Source organism: Yeosuana aromativorans, assembly GCF_014646655.1.
Taxonomy (GTDB): Bacteria; Bacteroidota; Bacteroidia; order Flavobacteriales; family Flavobacteriaceae; genus Yeosuana; species Yeosuana aromativorans.
In genome coordinates this window covers 463,179-481,598 of sequence record NZ_BMNR01000001.1, presented here as the reverse complement: position 1 = coordinate 481,598, position 18,420 = coordinate 463,179, and the positions used below count along the sequence as shown (strand labels likewise).

Below are 18,420 nucleotides of genomic sequence, written 5' to 3'. Positions count from 1 at the left end.
ACATAATAATCACCGAATAAAAATGAAAAGAACCAAAACCGTTATCCTTTTAGTTGTAATTGTAGCATGTTTTGCTACGGCTTTAATTTATTTATGGCAAAAAAATCAAGAGGATCCAGTAACCTATGCCACAGAATCGCCTAGTGAGCAAACTATTGTTGTAAAAACCATGGCTACTGGAAATATTGTTCCAAAAGAAGAAGTGCTCATAAAACCAAACGTATCAGGAGTTATTCAGGATATTTATATTGAAGCCGGACAATATATCAAATCAGGTGATTTAATAGCTCAAATTAGGGTAATTCCAAATGTATCATCCTTAACTAGTGCCAAGAATAATATAGCAAGTAGTAAAACAGCACTGGAAACTGCAAAAATAAATTTTAAAACAGAAGAGTCTAATTACAATCGTCAAAAAGCACTTTTTGATAAAGGGGTTATTTCTGAAAATGAATTTGAGGGTATCAAGAACACGTATTTACAGGCAAAACAAAGCGTGGAACAAGCTCAAATCAATCTGACTTCTGCAACGCAAAATTATGATATCATAAAAACAGGGACAACCAGCGGATTAGGCAAAATTGCTCAAACCCAAGTACGGGCAACCATTTCAGGAATGGTTTTGGATGTTCCTGTAAAAGAAGGAAACCAAGTTATTGAAGCCAATAATTTTAATGAAGGGACTTCAATTGCATCTTTGGCTGATGTGAAAAAAATGATATTTGAAGGAAAAGTAGATGAGAGTGAGGTTGGAAAAATCAAAGAAGGCTTGCCACTTGAAATCACGGTTGGTGCTATTGAAAACCAAAAGTTTGATGCCGTTTTGGATTACATAGCTCCAAAAGGAGAAGCAGAAAATGGTGCCATTCAGTTTGAAATTAAAGGCAGTATTAAATCCATTGATTCTACATTTATCAGAGCGGGCCTAAGCGCTAATGCATCTATTATTCTTGATAAAGCCGAAAATGTCATGGCTATCAGGGAAGCCTTGGTTCAATATGATCGTAAGACCAAACAACCTTATGTTGAGGTTGAGGTAGGTGACCAAAAATTTGAACGTCGTGATTTACAACTTGGCATAAGTGATGGTATCTTTGTAGAAGTTAAAGGTGGTATTTCTAAATCTGATAAGATAAAAGTGTGGAATCAAATCAAGGGAATTCCAAGTTATGCACAAAATAATTAATTTATCTGTAACACTTTAACGGTTACATAGACCAATATTTTACATACGAAATAAGCCTTGGCGAATTTTATGTGACAATAAAAAACAATGAATACAAACGGATGAAAAAAACAATCTTTATACTATTACTTTCAACAGTTAGCCTATATGCCCAAGATCATAAATGGACACTTAGGGCTTGTGTGGATTATGCGTTGGAGAATAACATTTCCATCAAGCAAAGTGAAATGGATTTGAAAACTTCAGAAATCAACAAAAAGGATGCAATTGGTAATTTTCTGCCGTCTTTAAATGCATCGGCGTCCCATTCATGGAGTATTGGTTTAGATCAAATTACAAGTCCATCTGGGCCAATAACCGTAACCTCAAAAAGTAGAAATCTTTCAGGAGGCATAAGTTCAAGCCTTGATCTTTATAAAGGGCAACGTAATTTGCACCAGTTACATAGGTCTAATTTGCAAATATTGGCAGATCAATATAAATTGGACAACATGAAAGATGATATTTCATTGTTTGTTGCCAATTCGTTTTTACAAATATTGTTCAATAAAGAACAGCTTAAGGTTTTAAAATCACAATTGGAAATTACCAAACAAGACTTGAAGCGTACGCAGGAGTTAGTTGATGCCGGATCCTTACCAAAAGGAGATGTGCTTGAAATTCAAGCAACACTGGCTACACAAGAACAACAAATTGTGGATAGTGAAAATGCACTTTTGATATCAAAAATTGAATTGGCACAAACCTTATTAATTGAAGATTATGAGCATTTTGATATTGTGGATTTAAATTATGATGTGCCACTTACCAATATTCTTAAAGAGTCACCCAGTACAATTATAGAAAAAGCCAAAGAGACCCGCTATGAGGTGAAAATAGCCGAAACCAATACAAAAATAGCAGAGGATAATTTAAAAATAGCTAAAGGAGCTTTGCAACCAACGTTAACAGGTTCTTACAGTTTTAGTTCAAATTATTTCACATCAGGATTATTTGATACACCTGATTTTGAAACACAGATATCAGATAACAAAAGACATAATATTTCTTTGCGATTAAACATTCCTATTTTTAATGGCTTTTCATTACGAAATGATGTTAAACGAAACAAAGTAAATTTAGAACGTGCCAAAACACAGCAAGAACAAGCCAATTTAGATTTAGAAACCAAAGTTTATCAAGCCTATAATGATGCAAGAGGCGCTTTAAAAGCTTATGAAGCTGCTCAAAAAACATTAAGTGCTAGGGAAGAAGCCTTTAGTTATTCAAAAGAACGCTATAATGTTGGGTTATTAAATGCTTTTGATTACGGACAGTCACAAAACAGGTATGAGGCTGCCCAGAGTGATGTGATACGGACTAAATATGATTATATATTTAAACTTAAGGTCTTGGAATTTTATTTTGGAATTCCCATTACAGAACTAAATTAATTTAAAATGAGTAAAAAATCACTTATTATCATCATCTCAATTACAGTTGTTCTGCTGGTTGTTTTAATTGGTGGAAAAAAAGCAGGATGGTTTGGAAAGAGTGGTAATTACAAAGAGATTGAAGCCCAAAAAATTGAACGATCAGATATTATTGAAACCGTATCGGCAACTGGAAAAATCCAACCAGAGGTTGAGGTGAAAATTTCTAGTGAAGTCTCTGGAGAAATAATAGAATTACCAATTATTGAAGGACAACAGGTCAAGAAAGGCGATTTACTGGTTCGTATCAATCCAGACATCTATCAGTCCAGTCTTAACCGCTCACAAGCAACTTTACAAAACGTAAAAGCAAATTTAAGCCAAGCAGAAGCTACGTTAAAAGAAGCTAAAGCAAGTTATGAAAGAAATAAGCAGCTTTTTGAAAAAGGCATTATTTCTAAGGCAGATTGGGATAAAGCTGTATCAAGTTATGAAATTGCCTTGGCTAACAAAGAATCAGCATATTATAATGTTAAAAGTGCCAGTGCAACAGTTAACGAGGCTATTGATAATTTTAATAGAACCACTATTTATGCACCAATGGCCGGAACAATTTCTAAATTGGATGTTGAACTGGGAGAACGTGTTGTTGGAACTCAGCAAATGGCTGGAACTGAAATAATGCGTGTTGCAGACCTCACCAATATGGAAGTTGAAGTAGACGTCAATGAAAACGATATTGTTAAAGTACACATTGGAGATTCAACAAGAGTTGAGGTTGATGCCTATTTGAAAAAGGAATTTAAAGGCGTGGTTACAGAGATTTCCAATTCTGCCGATCAAGTAAGTTCTGCAGACCAGGTTACTAATTTTAAGGTGAAAATCAGAATTTTAGAAAGTTCATTCCAAGATTTATTGCAAGGAAAACCTGATGGCTATTCACCATTCAGACCCGGTATGACCGCTACCGTTGATATTTTTACTGATGTTAGAAAAGATGCCATAAATGTTCCAATCAGTGCCATTACAATCAAAACAGACACAACAACTACAAAAACAAAAACCAAGGATGTTGCAACAACATCTTCAATTGATGACGAAAAATTTGAATGCGTTTTTGTAAAAGACAATGATGTTGCCAAACTGCGTGTTGTAAAAACAGGTATTCAAGATGATAGTAATATTGAAATTGTTTCAGGGCTTAAAGAAGGAGAAGAAGTTATTACAGGGCCCTATAATGTTATCACCAAAACGTTAAAAGATGGTGATAAAGTTGAAATAAAGAAACAAGAAGATAATAAGTAGAAAAATAAATTTTGGCTTTAATACTCAATATAGAAACAGCAACTACCAATTGTTCTGTATCTCTTTCAAAAGACGGTAAAACCATTGTTTTAAAAGAAGATTACGATAAAAATTACTCACATGCTGAAAGGTTGCATGCATACATAGATGCTGTTTTAAAAGAAGCAACTGTAGCTCCAACACAATTGGATGCCATTGCCGTGAGTAAAGGACCAGGATCTTACACAGGTCTACGTATTGGCGTATCAGCGGCAAAAGGGCTTTGTTTTGCTTTAAATAAGCCTTTGATTTCCATTCCTACTTTAGAAGCTTTGGCACATCAAGTAAACCAAAATGATGGCGTGATAGTAGCTATGCTTGATGCCAGACGCATGGAAGTGTATTCGTCTATTTTTGACTCTAAGAATTATAATTGCATACGAACAACTGAAGCAGAGGTTTTAAATGAGTCTTCATACAGTTCCTATTTAGACCAAGGTAAGGTGTATTTTATTGGTAATGGTGTTGAAAAAACCAAAACTTTAATCTCGCACCCAAATGCCATATTTATTGAAGACAAATTACCATCAGCCAATGAAATGGGCATATTGGCAACCCATAAATACAAAACAAGCGACTTTGAAGATGTCGCTTATTTTGAACCGTATTATTTAAAGGATTTTATTGCTTTAAAGTCAAAATCCTAATCTTGTTTAAGCTGAATATGAGGATATGGAATTTCAATACCAGCCTTATCAAGCGCTTCTTTTGTTTGTTCGGTAACATCAAATTTTACAGCCCAGTAATCTTCTTTTTTAACCCAAACGCGCGTAAAAAAGTTGATGGAACTATCTGCTAATTCTGATACATTTACGGCAGCTGCTGGATCTTTCAAAATCAAAGGATGCGCATCAATAACGCTCAAGATAACCTCTTTTGTTTTCTTAATATCAGAATCATAACCAACGCCAAACGTAAAATCTACACGTCGCGTATCTTCTACACTGTAATTGGTAATATTGCCATTTGAAAGAGCGCCATTTGGGATAATAATTTCTTTATTATCGGGCGTGGTAAGTTTTGTTGTAAAAATTCCTATTTCTTTTACCGTTCCGCTTTCACCCTGGGCTTCAATGTAGTCGCCAATTTTTATCGGCTTGAATATCATAATCAAAACCCCACCGGCAAAATTACCTAAAGACCCTTGAAGTGCTAAACCTATTGCCAAACCTACCGATGCCAGTATAGCTGCAAACGACGTGGTTTGAACACCTACAGTACCAAGAACTACGATTACTAAAACAACTTTTAAAGTCCATTTTATTAAGTTCAACAAAAACTTTTGAAGACTTACATCATAATTGCCTTTATTCATGACTTTCTTTGCAGCCTTTAGTAATCTGCCTATAACCCAAGAGCCAATAATCCAAATTATAATGGCGCCAATAATTTTGAGTCCGTATTGTATAGCTAGGTCAATCCATTTTTGTATGTCAAAATTTTCTAAATTCATATTATTTATTTTTTTGATTAATTGTAAAATTAAAAACTATATGGCAGTATCAAAAGGCAATCCGCATAAATTCAATAAAATATAGGCTTTTAGAATAGAATTGTAACTGTCAATGCTACAATTGCGGGAAGCGCCTGTACATAAAATAAGCGTATTTTCTTGGTAGAATAAGCACCATAAATGCCCGCAATAATCACACAAATTAAGAAGAAGATAGTTATGTTATTGTCTTTTACTGCGATTGAATAAATCAATCCGGACGCTAAAAAACCATTGTATAATCCTTGGTTGGCTGCTAAGATTTTAGTTTCCTCAGCAAATTCCTTGGATTTTAAACCAAAAGCCTTGATGCCTTTGGGCTTGGTCCACAAAAACATTTCCAATAACAAGAAATAAAGGTGCTCAAAAGCTACCAAAGTGATTAAAAAAGTCTTTAAAAATATCATGGAGTTATTAGTTTAATAGCGTCATCAACTTCTGAAACAGGCAGTTTGCAAGCATTATTCTCACAAACATAAATAAGCGTTTCATCAGGATTGTATCTGTTTTCCAATAATGGTAAGTTGTTTTCTGAAACACTACCAGCAATGAGTTTATTGGGAATATATGTTTTGTTCAATTCTGAAATTTTTGCTGAAGCATTTGTTCCAACAACGGCAATTTCATAAAAAGGATTAGTGTAATTGAGCATTAAATCCAACCAATTGGAATATCCAGAACCGTAGTCTTGAATTTCAGGTTTTACATTGTTTAACATGGTCATGGCAGTTTTTCTGAAATGCTCGTTGTCAAAATAATGTGATAATTTGAAAAGGTTTTTTGCCATGATGGAGTTACTTGCCGGAATGACATTATCTCTGTATTCCATGTTTCGGGTAACCAAGGTATCGTCTTCGTTTGACGTAAAGTAAAACATGTGGTTGGTGTCATCAAAAAAATGGTCAAAGGCATAATTGGCCAAATCTCTTGCCGTTTTAAGCCAAGTTTCGTTTAAGGTGTTTTCATACAATGCCATAAACGCATCAATAGTTGTTGCATAATCTTCAAGATAGCCATTAATGGTGCTTTTCCCATTTTTGAAATTATGGTTTAAACCACCATCTTCACGTAATTGAACAGTGATTATAAAGTAGGCATTTTTTATAGCGGTATCTAAATAATCTTTTGTGCCAAACACTCTGTAGGCATCAATATAGCCTTTGAGCATAATAGCATTCCATGACGTGAGGGTTTTATCATCAAGTCTTGGTTTTTCTCTTTTATTGCGTTCTTTTAAAAGTAATTTTTTACAGACATTGATTTTTTCAGTCAATTGCTCTTTGGTCAGTACATATTTTTTAATAATGGTATTGTCATTGTCTTTTCTAATAAGCACATAATTATCATGTTCCCAAAGGCCATAATCATTTACATTATAATAATCAGAAAACAAGTTATAATCATCTTTCAAAAGGGTTTTGAGTTCATCTTTCTGCCAAACATAAAAGGCGCCTTCCTCTAGTTTGCCTTCTGCATTATTGCTATCGGCATCCAGTGACGAATAAAAGGCACCGTTTTCAGCAGTCATGTCACGTTTAATATACTCCAATGTTTGGGTAACAATATCCTTATACAAATCGTTTTTGGTAATCAGGTAGGCATCTGAATATAAACTCACTAATTGGCCATTATCATATAGCATTTTTTCAAAATGCGGAACATGCCATTTGGTATCTACCGAATACCTTGAAAACCCGCCGCCAATTTGATCAAACACACCGCCATGAGCCATTTTTGTAAGCGTGAGATTCACGAAATCCTGTAACTTTTTATCGTTATTTTGATAAGCATACCTTAGCAAAAAATGATAATTGTTGGGCATCATAAATTTTGGAGTTCGGTTCATTCCACCCTCATTATAATCAAATTTTGTGGACCAATTTTTTACGGCTTCTGTTATAAATTCAGTTTTAAAAAGTGGACTATATGTATTAAAACTTACTACATCCATAGACTTAATGCCTTGTTCTAATTTAGTGGCGTACTCATAAATCTTTTCGGGTGACTTATCATATAATTCGGCAATTTGGTTTAGGGCATTTATCCACTGGTCTTTTCTAAAGTAGGTGCCTCCCCAAAATGGTCTACCATCAGGTAAGGCAATCACGTTCATAGGCCATCCGCCACGACCGGTCATGAGTTGCACGGCATTCATATACACTTGGTCAATATCGGGACGTTCTTCTCTGTCAACCTTTACATTTATAAAATGTTTGTTCATTACCTGTGCTACCAACGTATCCTCAAAGCTTTCATGTTCCATAACGTGGCACCAATGGCAAGCAGCGTAGCCAACACTAATGAGTAATAATTTATTTTGAGACTTTGCAAGCTCTAAGGTTTTTGGGTTCCAAGCATGCCAGTCTACTGGGTTATGGGCATGTTGTAGTAGGTAAGGGCTTGTTTCATTAATAAGCTCGTTGGTATGTTGGTGTTCCATGGTTTTTTTGTTATGACCTATACAGTTTGATAAAAGAATAAGTAGAATATACAGACAGGACTTCATATACCAAAGTTAATCAAAACTACAGCGATAAAAAAAGCGCCCAAAAATGAACGCTTTGATTGATATTTATAATAGTTTTAAATGATTATCCGTTAATAGCTTCAACCATATCAACCTTATCCTTGAGCATTTCTTTAAGCATGTTTTCAATACCACTTTTTAAAGTATAGGTAGATGATGGGCATCCGCTACAAGCGCCTTGCAACATCACACTTACTTTTTTGCTATCAGGGTCATATGATATAAATTGAATATTGCCACCGTCACTGGCTACAGCTGGTTTTACGTATTCCTCAAGAATGTTTACAATTTCTTTGGACGTATCATCAAGAGATTCATAATGGGCGTCTTTTTGTGTCTCGGCTTGTTTTAGAGTTTGTTGGGCATCAACCGTTACAATATCCTTACCATTTTCAATATAATTTCTGATGAATTCGCGAAGTTCCATGGTGATATCTTGCCAATCGGCAACATCAAATTTTGTGATTGATACGTAGTTTTCGTCAATAAAGACACTTTTCACAAACGGAAAATGGAACAATTCTGTTGCCAATGGCGATTGTTTGGCTTCATCAATAGACGTGAATTCAAATAATGAAGTCACTAATTTTTTATTGGCAACAAATTTGATGACAGCTGGGTTTGGGGTACTTTCAGCATATATGGTTACGGGTGTTTTTTTCTTTATTTCGGATGCTTCCATTACAGAACCGCCATCATTTAGGTAGGCTTCAATCTGCTCTGCTACTTCATCTTGAACATCAGACCATTCAACAATATTGTAACGTTCAACCGCAATAAAATTCCAGGAAATATACACTTTTTTAACAAATGGCAAATAGAATAATTGTTGCGCCAATGGAGACGATTTTGCTTCATCAATATTGTTAAATTCATAACTCTGATGGTTTGTTATAATTTGATTGACTTCAAATTTAACAATGGTATTATTTGATGTTTCTTGCACAGAAACCTTGAAAGTATTCATTTCAGCTAATTTTTTGTAAAAATACAAAAGATAACTTTACTAATCCATATATTTGGGTTTTGTAGAATATATTTTAATGTTGAAAAAGATAAAGTAACCCTTTATCTTTTTTATGTGTAATTTTTTAAGAGTCAAGGCGTTTTGATAGAACAAAATTTTCTTGATTAATATGTATATGGATTTTAAAAATACGTTTTTTATTGTTGTAGGCTTTTTGTTTTTTCAATCGGCTATTTCGCAAGAAGGACTACCAATATATACCGATTATCTAACCGATAATTATTACCTGATCCATCCTTCAATGGCAGGTGTTGCCAATTGTGCCAAGGTCAGACTTACGGCCAGGCAGCAGTGGTTTGGGCATGAAGATGCTCCAAAACTTCTAACTATGAGTCTCAACGGTAGGTTCGGGGAATCGCAATCTGCTTACGGTGCTATCGTTTATTCTGATAAAAACGGATATCATTCCCAAACAGGGGCTTATGTAACCTATGCCCATCATATCATGTTTTCTAGAAGTGAAGTCGATTTAAATATGTTGTCCTTCGGAATAAGCGCTGGGTTTATTCAATATAAACTGGATGAAACAACGTTTCCTTTTGATGGGTCGGATCCCATAATTGATGGGATAGTTCAAAGCGAGACCAATTTTAATGTTGACTTAGGATTTTCATATCATTATTTAGATTATTATGCCCATGCAACGGTTAAAAACCTCTTGAAGAATTCTGGAGTTAATAACGATATTGAAATCACCAGTAACTTAAGACGGTATTTGTTTTCTGTTGGAGGTGTTTTTGGAAAATTAGGGAGTGATTGGAGCTATGAGCCATCTATAATGTTCCAATATAAAGATGGTACACAAGAAGCATCTATTGATTTAAATGGCAAAGTTTATAAGGATATGGATTTTGGCAGTATTTGGGCTGGTGTTTCCTATAGAAACAGTTTTGATGGCGCCCAATACTTGGATGGTTCTGGGGTAAGTAGCCAAAAATTGAGACAGATAACACCACTTTTGGGAGTTAACTATAATCAGTTTATGTTTGCCTACACGTACACGTATCAAATGAACTCTCTTGTATTTACTAATGGCGGATTTCATCAATTAACGCTTGGCTATAATTTTAATTGTAGAAAAGAAAAGTATGATTGTAAGTGTCCTGCTGTAAATTAATACCATGCCTATTATAAAATCCATTAACGGAATAGCTCCTCAAATTCCAGATGACTGTTATATAACTGAAAATGCCACTATTGTTGGCGATGTTACCATGGGAAATCAATGCAGCGTATGGTTTAATGCCGTTATTAGAGGAGACGTGCACTATATAAAAATGGGCAATAAAGTTAATGTTCAAGATGGAGCTGTTATTCACGCAACTTATAAAACCTCACCAACAACTATTGGCAATAATGTATCCATTGGGCATAATGCCATTGTTCATGGTTGTACCATTCATGATAATGTTTTAATTGGTATGGGTAGTATCATCATGGATGATTGTGTAGTAGAAAGCAACAGTATCATAGCTGCAGGAGCGGTGGTTACTAAAAATACACGGGTTGAATCGGGGAGTATTTACGCCGGAATTCCTGCAAAAAAGATAAAGGATATCAGTCCGGAATTAATTTCAGGAGAAATCAATCGTATTGCAGATAATTATATTAAATATTCCAAATGGTATGAGTAACACCATCAGATATGTATTAGCTCTCTTACTGAACATTTCTTTTTTTGGTTGTAAGAGTAGCTATTTAGATACTCACAATACTTTAAAAGTTAAATTCTTAAGTGAATATATTTTACCAGAAGACACAACGGTAAATAATGTACAAGTAGGAGGCTTGTCAGGCATTGATTATAATAATGGAACCTATTATTTGGTTTGTGATGATGAGGACAATCCAAGGTTTTATGAAGCGAGTATCACGGTTAATTCTAATCAAATTTCAAATATCAGTATTGATAAAGCTGTAACAGTGCATGACAATTTAGATGTTCTGGATATGGAATCCATACGGTTTGATTCTAATACAAATCAGGTGTTGATAACCAGTGAAGGTGATATAAATAACCAAAAAGATCCATCACTCACAGCCTTTGATTTGCAGGGAAATGTTATTAGCAGATTTAAAATACCAGAAGCCTTTAAAGCTAATAGTTTTCAAAAACCAAGACATAATGCTACGCTAGAAGGTTTGTGCCATAGCTTTAATAAAAAAGGCTATTGGATAGGTATGGAACTGCCACTTAAGGCAGATGGACCAGAACCTCAAGTTGCTAAAACAAAATCACCCGTTAGGATTACATTTATTGATGCTAAGACTGAATCACCCAAAAGACAGTTTGCTTATTATTTGGATCCAGTTGCAAAAAAACCATTAGGGGATTTTTCGGTTAATGGGCTCACAGATTTGTTGGAATATGACAAAGGCATCTTTTTAATTATTGAGCGGAGTTATTCCAGTGGATTGGGTGATCAAGGCAATACAATTAAATTATTCAAAGCAGATGCCATAAATGCAACAAACACATTGCAAATGGCAAGTTTGAAAGACGTTGATTTTATTCCGGCCAAGAAAGAATTGTTATTGGATTTTGAAGATATTAGAGCACTATTGACCAATCATAGCGTTGACAACATTGAAGGCATAACATTTGGACCAAGACTTCCAAATGGTCACCAAACCTTGATTGTGGTATCTGACAACAATTTCAATAAACTGGGAAAACAGTTAAACCAATTTATTTTACTTGAAATTGAAGAGTAACCACAAATTAGATTAAAAATCTAAATAGTCTACTTCAAACATATTGCCTAAAATAGCTTTAAGAATTTTAGGGTTTCCATTGGTATAAAACTGATGTTTTGCAGAAGAATGGCTTGTATTCAATAAATTATGTTTCTCTAAAACAGCTTTTGTTTGTCTTGCTACCGCCAGACCAGAATCTATAATCTTGATGTGTTTAGGTAATAATTCAAGCAATAAAGGCATCAAATATGGATAATGTGTACAACCCAATACCAAATAATCTATATTGGCTTCCAGCATGGGTTTTAGGTACGTTTTTAAAAGCGTACACATTTCTTCAGAATCAATCTTACCCATTTCAATCAATTCAACAAGACCATCTCCAACCTGTTCAATTACGGTATGGCCTTGCGCGTATAAACTGGTAGTGGTATAAAACAAATCACTGGTAAGTGTGCCTTTGGTGGCCAAAATACCAATAGCTTTTGTTTTGGAATTCAAGGCAGCTGGTTTGATGGCCGGTTCAATGCCAATAAAGGGAATATCATAATTTTTTCTGAGAACACTTATGGCATTGGTAGTGGCTGTATTACAGGCTACAACAATCAACTTACAATCTTGTTGTAATAAGTATTCTGTGTTTTTAATGCTTAAATCGATGATTTTATCTTTGCTTTTTGAACCATAAGGCGCATTGATACTATCAGCCAAATAGATAGTGTTTTCATAAGGCAATAAACTATGTATTTCTCTCCAAATGGAAGTGCCTCCAATACCAGAATCAAAAATACCAATGGGTTTTGTGCTCATATACTACAAAAATAAAAAAGCTGTCTTGCAAAAGACAGCTTTGTATCAATTAAATTATTTTGAAATGAATTAGATGCCTAATTCTTTCTTTACATCATCAAGCAGGTTTTTGCCATCAGCAAGAATGGTAACACCTTGAGCGGTATCCAAAACATAATCAAAGCCTTGTGCTCTACCAACTTTTAAAATGGCTGCTCTAGCTTTTTCAGTAATAGGTTTTAAAAGATCTGCTTGTTTCTTTTGCATATCTTGTTGTGCTGTGGCGTTGTACTCACGGATGTTTTGTTGCATGTCTTGAACTTCTTGTCCGCGTTTTGCATTTTCTTCATCTGTTTTTGTAGGAGCTTCAGCTTCATATTGTTTTACTTTTTTCTGAAATTCTGAACTCATGTTTTGCAAATCAGCCTGATAGGTTTTCCCTAAAGTCTCCAGTTGCGTCTGGGCAGCTTTATATTCTGGCATGGCAGAAATAAGCTCTTCTGTGTTTATATGGGCAACTTTACTTTGCGCTTGTGAAAAACTTACGGTTGCAATGCATAATACGGTTGCTAATAAAATGGTTTTTAATTGTTTCATTTTTAAATAGTATTAACTGTTATTGTTTATTAATTGTTATTGTTTATGCTATCTCTAGCTTTTTGTCTTTCTTCAAGCGCTTTTTTGCGCTCTTCCAATATTTTGTTTTTTCTGTCTTCTAGTTCTTTTTTTCTAGCCTCTCTTTCAGCCAATTTTTTTTGCCTGTTTTCTTCTATCAGTTGTTCCCGGGTTTTAGTTTCGGATTCTTTAGCAGTGGTTATAGTTGAATCCGTTTCTTTGGTTACCGCTTCTTGACTTTCATCTGATTTATTTCGTTCTGCTAGTTTTTCTTGTCTTGCTTTTTCACGTTCTGCCAATATTTGTTGGCGTTTTTCCTCAGCTTCTTTTTTCTTTGCTTCACGAGCCGCTAATATTTCTTGTCTGCGTTTTTCAATAGCGCTTTCACGTTCGGTCTTTTTTTCTTCTAAGGCTTTTTCGCGTGCATCCAATTCTTCGTTGACCTCTGGTATCAAATCTTCACCTTCTGCAGCTTTCTTTTCTGCTTTTGATTGCACTTGATTTCGTTTTGATGCCCTTGTAATAGCTCTTAAGATTTGTTCGCTCAAATCGTATTGCTTGGCAGAATACAACATGGTAGCATCAGATGATTTATCAAATATAAAATCATATTTTCTGCTGGACGCAATATCTTGCACAGCTGCAAAAATTTGATCTTGAATGGGTTGCATCAATTGTTTTTTCTGAATCATTAAATCACCATTGGGTCCAAATCGCTTTTGCTGGTAATCTAAAATTTCTTTTTCCTCAAAAGCAATATCTTCTTCACGTTCTTCAATAAGTTCTTTGGTCAACAATGCTTTTTCGTTGCTTAAATCTTTCCGTTTTTGTTCAATCCCTGCCAACCGTTCTTCAATTTCATTTTTCCATTTTTGAACTTTATCTTCCAGTTGGGCAGTAGCTTCTTGATACTCGGGTACCTTTTCCAAGATATATTCGGTATCTATATAGGCAATTCTTACGCCTCTTTGGGCTTGAGTTGTAAAAATTCCAGATAGAAATACCACTGTCAGTAAAAAAAGAACGTTCGTTTTCATCTGTTTAATTTTTTCTAATTTATTATCTATAAATTCTAAAACGACAGATGATTTTATTTTTAGTTCTGCCCCTTTTTTGAATTGTATTTTCATCTGATTAGCACATTAATTTTGACTGTCAGAAGTCTTTCGCAAAATAAACATTTTTGTTGTTATGAAAAACTTTAGATTGCTCATTTCAAAATTAACGAATTTTAATCTTAAAAATTTCAATTCAGGTTTCAAATCATCAATGTATCATTAGAAAATATCGTGCCAAAATTAAAATTGTTGACCAATAATAAAGTGTGTTTCCCAACCATGCTTAACAGTTTCGCCAGGAAGCGGGTCAAAACCATAACCAAAATCAATACCTAATAATCCAAATGCGGGCATAAAAATACGAATTCCTAAACCAGCAGACCTTTTAATGTCAAATGGGTTATAATCCCTAAAATTGTTATAAGAATTACCACCTTCCAAAAAGGTCAATCCATAAATTTTAGCTGATGCTTTTAGTGTAATAGGGTAGCGCAATTCTAATGAGAATTTATTGTAAATGGTTCCACCATCTTGACTGGATAAAGACTGATTAGGGTAACCACGTAATGCAATGGATTCCCGTCCATCCAGACTGTAGGTTCCCATACCATCACCACCTACAAAAAATCGCTCAAACGGAATAATACCTCTAGCATTATTGTAAGCGCCCAAGAAACCAAACTCTATACTGGGTCTTAACACCAAATTCTTTGCAACTTGTGTATACCAGGCTCCTTTAAAGTTTATTTTGTAGAACTCCAGCCATTTAAAACGCTCTTGGTCTATTTCCCCAATTCTGTTGGCGGCATTGGTTCTGTCTATGCTGGTTTGTGAGGCATCGTCTCTGATTATAACTAAGTCCTCACGTTCGTTTTTTAATGCGGTGTAATCAACATTATTGAATAATGAATAGGGAATTGTCATTTTTGCTGTTACACTAAAGTCAGATCCGCCTGTAGGGTAAATAGGGTCTACACTGGTATTGTTCCTGCCAAGACCAATGGTATAAGCCAAGTTTTTTGAAGTTCCGTTACCAAACGTAAACAGTCCGGTATTATAATTTTTTAAATCATAAATCTGGAAACTTACTGCTTGCGAAAGCGTGAAATAATCATCAGGAACCGTTAAACGTTTTGCCAAACCAACTGTGATACCTGTAATGTTGAAACTCTTTGATTTATCGGCATTTCTGGTTTGGTAGTTATATAAAAACTGTTTGGTTTGCGAAATTGATGTTGAAAACTGTACTGGACGTTTACCGCCCAACCAAGGTTCAGAAAACGAGAAACTATAGGTTTGGTAAAAACGGCTGGCCTGTAAGCGCAATGCCAATTTTTGGCCATCACCCATTGGGATTGGTTTATAGGCTTCTTTATTGAAGATGTTTTTTATGGAAAAGTTATTAAATGATAACCCAAGTGTACCTATAAAGCCGCCGCCACCATAACCACCTTGCAGTTCTATTTGACTGGAACCCGTTTCTTTTACTGAATATTCCATATCTATGGTTCCTTCCATAGGGTTTGGATTGTTGAAATTTGGAGAGATTTCCTGGGCGTCAAAAAATCCTAACTGACCAAGTTCACGTACAGTCCTGACTACATTGGCTTTACTGTATAGCTGGCCTGGGCGCGTGCGTAATTCCCTGTAAATAACATGGTCATTGGTTTTGTCGTTTCCAACTACAGATACATTGTTGAAATACGCTGGTTTCCCCTCGGTAATACGTATTTCCATATCAATCACATTGTTATCCGCGCTGACTTCAACTGGATTTATCTGAGAGAACAAGTATCCATTATTTTGATAGAGGTTGGTAATGTCTACGGCATCTGGTTTGGTGTTGTCTGCAATACGTTTTTGAAGCAGTACACCATTATAGGTATCTCCTTTTTTAATACGCAACAACCTACTTAAAAACTCGTTACTGTAAACCGTATTCCCTATAAAAGTAATATCGCCAAAGGTATATTTTTCACCTTCATTTACTTTAATTTGAAGGGAAATGGTCTTGTCATTGTTAATTATCATGCTATCTGATAATATTCGTGCATCCCGATAGCCGTTTTCTTTGTATTTGTCAATGACTTTAGATAAGTCGGCCTGATAAGCAGAATCAATAAATTTTGAGCGCTTAAAAATACGTAAACGGTTGATTTGTTTGGTGCTTTTCATGCTCTTTCTGAGCTTTTTATCACTAAAAATGTCATTGCCAATAAAGTCAATATCCTTTATTTTAACTTTTTCGCCTTTGTCAATATTTAGTACCATATTGACTCTTGCTTTTTTTATTGAGTCTTCTACTGGAACGGTGTTGATATGAACTTTTGTGTTTAAAAATCCATCTTTTTTGTATTTGGTGGTCAAAAAGTTTTTTGTTGTGGTGATCAGGTTTTCTGTTACCTTGGTGCCTTTGGTAAGTTTATTGTCCTTAATGATGCTCTCTTTCTTCCCTTTTTTAACGCCATTGATTTTAACTTCATTAAGTTCTGGTAAATCCGAAAGTTTTATTTCAAGGTATGCAACATTGCCTTCAATTTTGGTGATGTAAATCTCTATGTCACTAAACAATTTAGAATTCCAAAGTTTTTTGATGGCATTGCTGATGTCTTCACCAGGAATGGTCATTTCCTTTCCTTTGCTCAAACCGGAATAGGTTACTATTGTTTGGTCGCTAAAACTTGAATTTCCCGAGACCGTGACGTCTCCTAAAACGTATTTTTTACCTGTGTTATAAGTAATTTCTTGAGCTTGAAGATTAATACTGCTTATGATGATGATTAAAGCGGTTAAGCAGTGTTTAATATATGTTTTCAATAGTACTAAATTATCTAATTTGTTCACTTGTTTTCCCAAATCGTCGTTCTCTTTTTTGATAGTCAATAATAGCATGATACAAATCTTCCTTGTTAAAATCTGGCCAAAGCGTACTTGTAAAATACAATTCTGCATAAGCAATTTGCCAAAGTAAAAAGTTACTTATGCGTTGTTCCCCACTGGTTCGTATAAGTAAATCTACGTCTGGTAAATTTTGCGTGTAAAGATGCTCATTAATAATTGATTCATCAATTTTTTCAGGCGAAATTATATTATTTTTAACTTTAATGCTTATTTCTTTAAAGGTGTTTATCAATTCTTCTCTAGAACCATAGCTTAAAGCAATTGTCAAAGTCATTCTGGTATTGTGCTTTGTTTTTTCTTTTACCTCATTCAATTCTTTAAGAACTTTTTTTGGTAAGGTGTCTAAATTCCCAATGGTGCAAAGCTTAATATTGTTATCGTGCAAGGTTGCAATTTCTTTTTTTAATGAAGAAATTAAAAGCCTCATAAGTGTTTGCACTTCTAATTTTGGTCTGTTCCAGTTTTCAGTGGAAAAGGCATACAAGGTGAGGTTTTCAATACCTATTTCAGCACAACCTTCTACAACTTGACGCACGGCTTTAGCTCCGTTTTCATGGCCAAACGTTCGTGCCATTCCTTGTTTTTTTGCCCAGCGGCCATTGCCGTCCATAATGATGGCAATGTGTTTTGGTAACCTGTTTTCTTGTATGTGCTCTTTTAAACTCATATGTTAATTACCGCAATAACAAGGGTTTTCTCCAAAGGTATATGTTAAGGTAATGCCTGTAAACATATACCAATCATTGTTGTTGAGGTTTCCAAAGCGGTAAGGTTGTTTTGCTGAATCTTTCGGGTAGTTGCCTTCTAAATTATCAGTAAATGTGTAGCGAGCACCCACTTCAATTCCCAATACAAAACTATCTAAAAAATTTGCTTTAAAACCCAAAGCCATGGGGATTCCAAAGGCCCAACTAGAGGTGTTTTCTGAGGTTTGTACACCATTTAAAAAATAGGAATCATCATGATGGGCCACACTTATTCCTGAGTATAAATAAGGTGTTGCCACTTTTTTTCCTGAATGTAGGTCAAAATCAAAAAATGTAAATTCCATACCAGCAGAAAATTCTGTGATTTTGGTTGAAAAATCATAATTTCTTTGAATTCGTCTAGGATCGTCAGATTTGGAGTCTAAACCTTTTAAATCTGTAAATATCAAGGAAACTCTGTAAGAATGTCTGGGGCTTCTGTTCCATTTGTAAATACCACCTATGGCTAGTTGGTTGGGTGAGATATAATCAGTAGCTCCAACGTCTCCTATAAAATTACTGCCTCCAATAAAAACCCCAATTTCATTAATTTGAGAGTAGCTGGAACATACACTTAAAACGCTTACTATAATTATGGTTAGATACCTCATAAATATTTAAAAGTT

At 34.8% G+C, this 18,420-nt stretch carries 17 protein-coding genes; 7 read left to right on the top strand and 10 right to left on the bottom strand.

Annotation, left to right across the window (positions count from 1 at the left end):
* Positions 1-22 precede the first annotated feature (22 nt).
* The 4 genes from IEW94_RS01875 (at position 23) to tsaB (ending at position 4,589) form a co-directional block, all read left to right on the top strand.
* On the top strand, positions 23-1,186 hold the full coding sequence (locus IEW94_RS01875; RefSeq protein ID WP_188649567.1) for an efflux RND transporter periplasmic adaptor subunit: 1,164 nt from the start codon (positions 23-25) through the stop codon (positions 1,184-1,186).
* Positions 1,187-1,287: 101 nt separating this feature from the next.
* On the top strand, positions 1,288-2,619 hold the full coding sequence (locus IEW94_RS01870) for a TolC family protein (protein WP_188649566.1): 1,332 nt from the start codon (positions 1,288-1,290) through the stop codon (positions 2,617-2,619).
* A 6-nt stretch (positions 2,620-2,625) separates the two neighbouring features.
* Complete coding sequence (locus IEW94_RS01865) at positions 2,626-3,903, top strand: efflux RND transporter periplasmic adaptor subunit (protein WP_188649565.1); 1,278 nt, start codon at positions 2,626-2,628, stop codon at positions 3,901-3,903.
* 11 nt (positions 3,904-3,914) lie between these two features.
* Entirely contained in the window at positions 3,915-4,589 is a 675-nt protein-coding gene (gene tsaB / locus IEW94_RS01860) for a tRNA (adenosine(37)-N6)-threonylcarbamoyltransferase complex dimerization subunit type 1 TsaB (RefSeq protein ID WP_188649564.1), read from the top strand.
* Here tsaB and IEW94_RS01855 read toward each other — a convergent pair.
* The 4 genes from IEW94_RS01855 to IEW94_RS01840 all read right to left on the bottom strand — a co-directional run bounded on the left by IEW94_RS01855 (position 4,586) and on the right by IEW94_RS01840 (position 8,928).
* On the bottom strand, positions 4,586-5,395 hold the full coding sequence (locus tag IEW94_RS01855) for a mechanosensitive ion channel family protein (RefSeq protein ID WP_188649563.1): 810 nt from the start codon (positions 5,393-5,395) through the stop codon (positions 4,586-4,588). The two genes, tsaB and IEW94_RS01855, sit on opposite strands and share 4 nt — an antisense overlap.
* 89 nt (positions 5,396-5,484) lie before the next feature.
* The gene (locus IEW94_RS01850) at positions 5,485-5,841 is read right to left on the bottom strand and encodes a DUF1304 domain-containing protein (protein WP_188649562.1); all 357 of its coding nucleotides are present in this window, start codon (positions 5,839-5,841) and stop codon (positions 5,485-5,487) included.
* Complete coding sequence (locus IEW94_RS01845; protein ID WP_188649561.1) at positions 5,838-7,874, bottom strand: thioredoxin domain-containing protein; 2,037 nt, start codon at positions 7,872-7,874, stop codon at positions 5,838-5,840. Before IEW94_RS01845 ends, IEW94_RS01850 begins: the two co-directional genes overlap by 4 nt.
* A 151-nt stretch (positions 7,875-8,025) precedes the next feature.
* Positions 8,026-8,928 (bottom strand): NifU family protein, encoded by a 903-nt coding sequence (locus IEW94_RS01840; RefSeq protein WP_188649560.1) that lies wholly within the window; start codon positions 8,926-8,928, stop codon positions 8,026-8,028.
* A 175-nt stretch (positions 8,929-9,103) separates the two neighbouring features.
* On the opposite strand from IEW94_RS01840, the gene IEW94_RS01835 reads away from it, so the two are divergent.
* From IEW94_RS01835 to IEW94_RS01825, 3 genes are read left to right on the top strand one after another with little or no spacing between them, the layout of a single operon-like run.
* Positions 9,104-10,105: a PorP/SprF family type IX secretion system membrane protein gene (locus IEW94_RS01835; RefSeq protein WP_188649559.1), complete on the top strand. Its 1,002-nt coding sequence runs from the start codon at positions 9,104-9,106 to the stop codon at positions 10,103-10,105.
* A gap of 4 nt (positions 10,106-10,109) precedes the next feature.
* Positions 10,110-10,622 (top strand): gamma carbonic anhydrase family protein, encoded by a 513-nt coding sequence (locus IEW94_RS01830; RefSeq protein WP_188649558.1) that lies wholly within the window; start codon positions 10,110-10,112, stop codon positions 10,620-10,622.
* Positions 10,615-11,703 carry an esterase-like activity of phytase family protein gene (locus IEW94_RS01825; RefSeq protein ID WP_188649557.1) on the top strand — a complete coding sequence of 363 codons (1,089 nt, stop codon included), beginning with the start codon at positions 10,615-10,617 and terminating at the stop codon, positions 11,701-11,703. Before IEW94_RS01830 ends, IEW94_RS01825 begins: the two co-directional genes overlap by 8 nt.
* Before the next feature lie 12 nt (positions 11,704-11,715).
* Here IEW94_RS01825 and murI read toward each other — a convergent pair whose 3' ends face one another.
* The 6 genes from murI to porG all read right to left on the bottom strand — a co-directional run bounded on the left by murI (position 11,716) and on the right by porG (position 18,405).
* On the bottom strand, positions 11,716-12,495 hold the full coding sequence (gene murI / locus IEW94_RS01820; protein ID WP_188649556.1) for a glutamate racemase: 780 nt from the start codon (positions 12,493-12,495) through the stop codon (positions 11,716-11,718).
* 69 nt (positions 12,496-12,564) lie between these two features.
* On the bottom strand, positions 12,565-13,071 hold the full coding sequence (locus IEW94_RS01815) for an OmpH/Skp family outer membrane protein (protein ID WP_188649555.1): 507 nt from the start codon (positions 13,069-13,071) through the stop codon (positions 12,565-12,567).
* 29 nt (positions 13,072-13,100) lie between these two features.
* Entirely contained in the window at positions 13,101-14,126 is a 1,026-nt protein-coding gene (locus IEW94_RS01810; RefSeq protein WP_188649554.1) for an OmpH family outer membrane protein, read from the bottom strand.
* A gap of 261 nt (positions 14,127-14,387) precedes the next feature.
* Positions 14,388-17,039 (bottom strand): outer membrane protein assembly factor BamA, encoded by a 2,652-nt coding sequence (gene bamA, locus IEW94_RS01805; protein WP_229669416.1) that lies wholly within the window; start codon positions 17,037-17,039, stop codon positions 14,388-14,390.
* On the bottom strand, positions 16,975-17,715 hold the full coding sequence (gene uppS, locus IEW94_RS01800) for an undecaprenyl pyrophosphate synthase (protein ID WP_188649553.1): 741 nt from the start codon (positions 17,713-17,715) through the stop codon (positions 16,975-16,977). The genes bamA and uppS overlap by 65 nt, the downstream gene beginning before the upstream one ends.
* Positions 17,716-17,718: 3 nt before the next feature.
* The gene (gene porG / locus IEW94_RS01795) at positions 17,719-18,405 is read right to left on the bottom strand and encodes a type IX secretion system protein PorG (RefSeq protein ID WP_188649552.1); all 687 of its coding nucleotides are present in this window, start codon (positions 18,403-18,405) and stop codon (positions 17,719-17,721) included.
* Between the last annotated feature and the right edge of the window lie 15 nt (positions 18,406-18,420).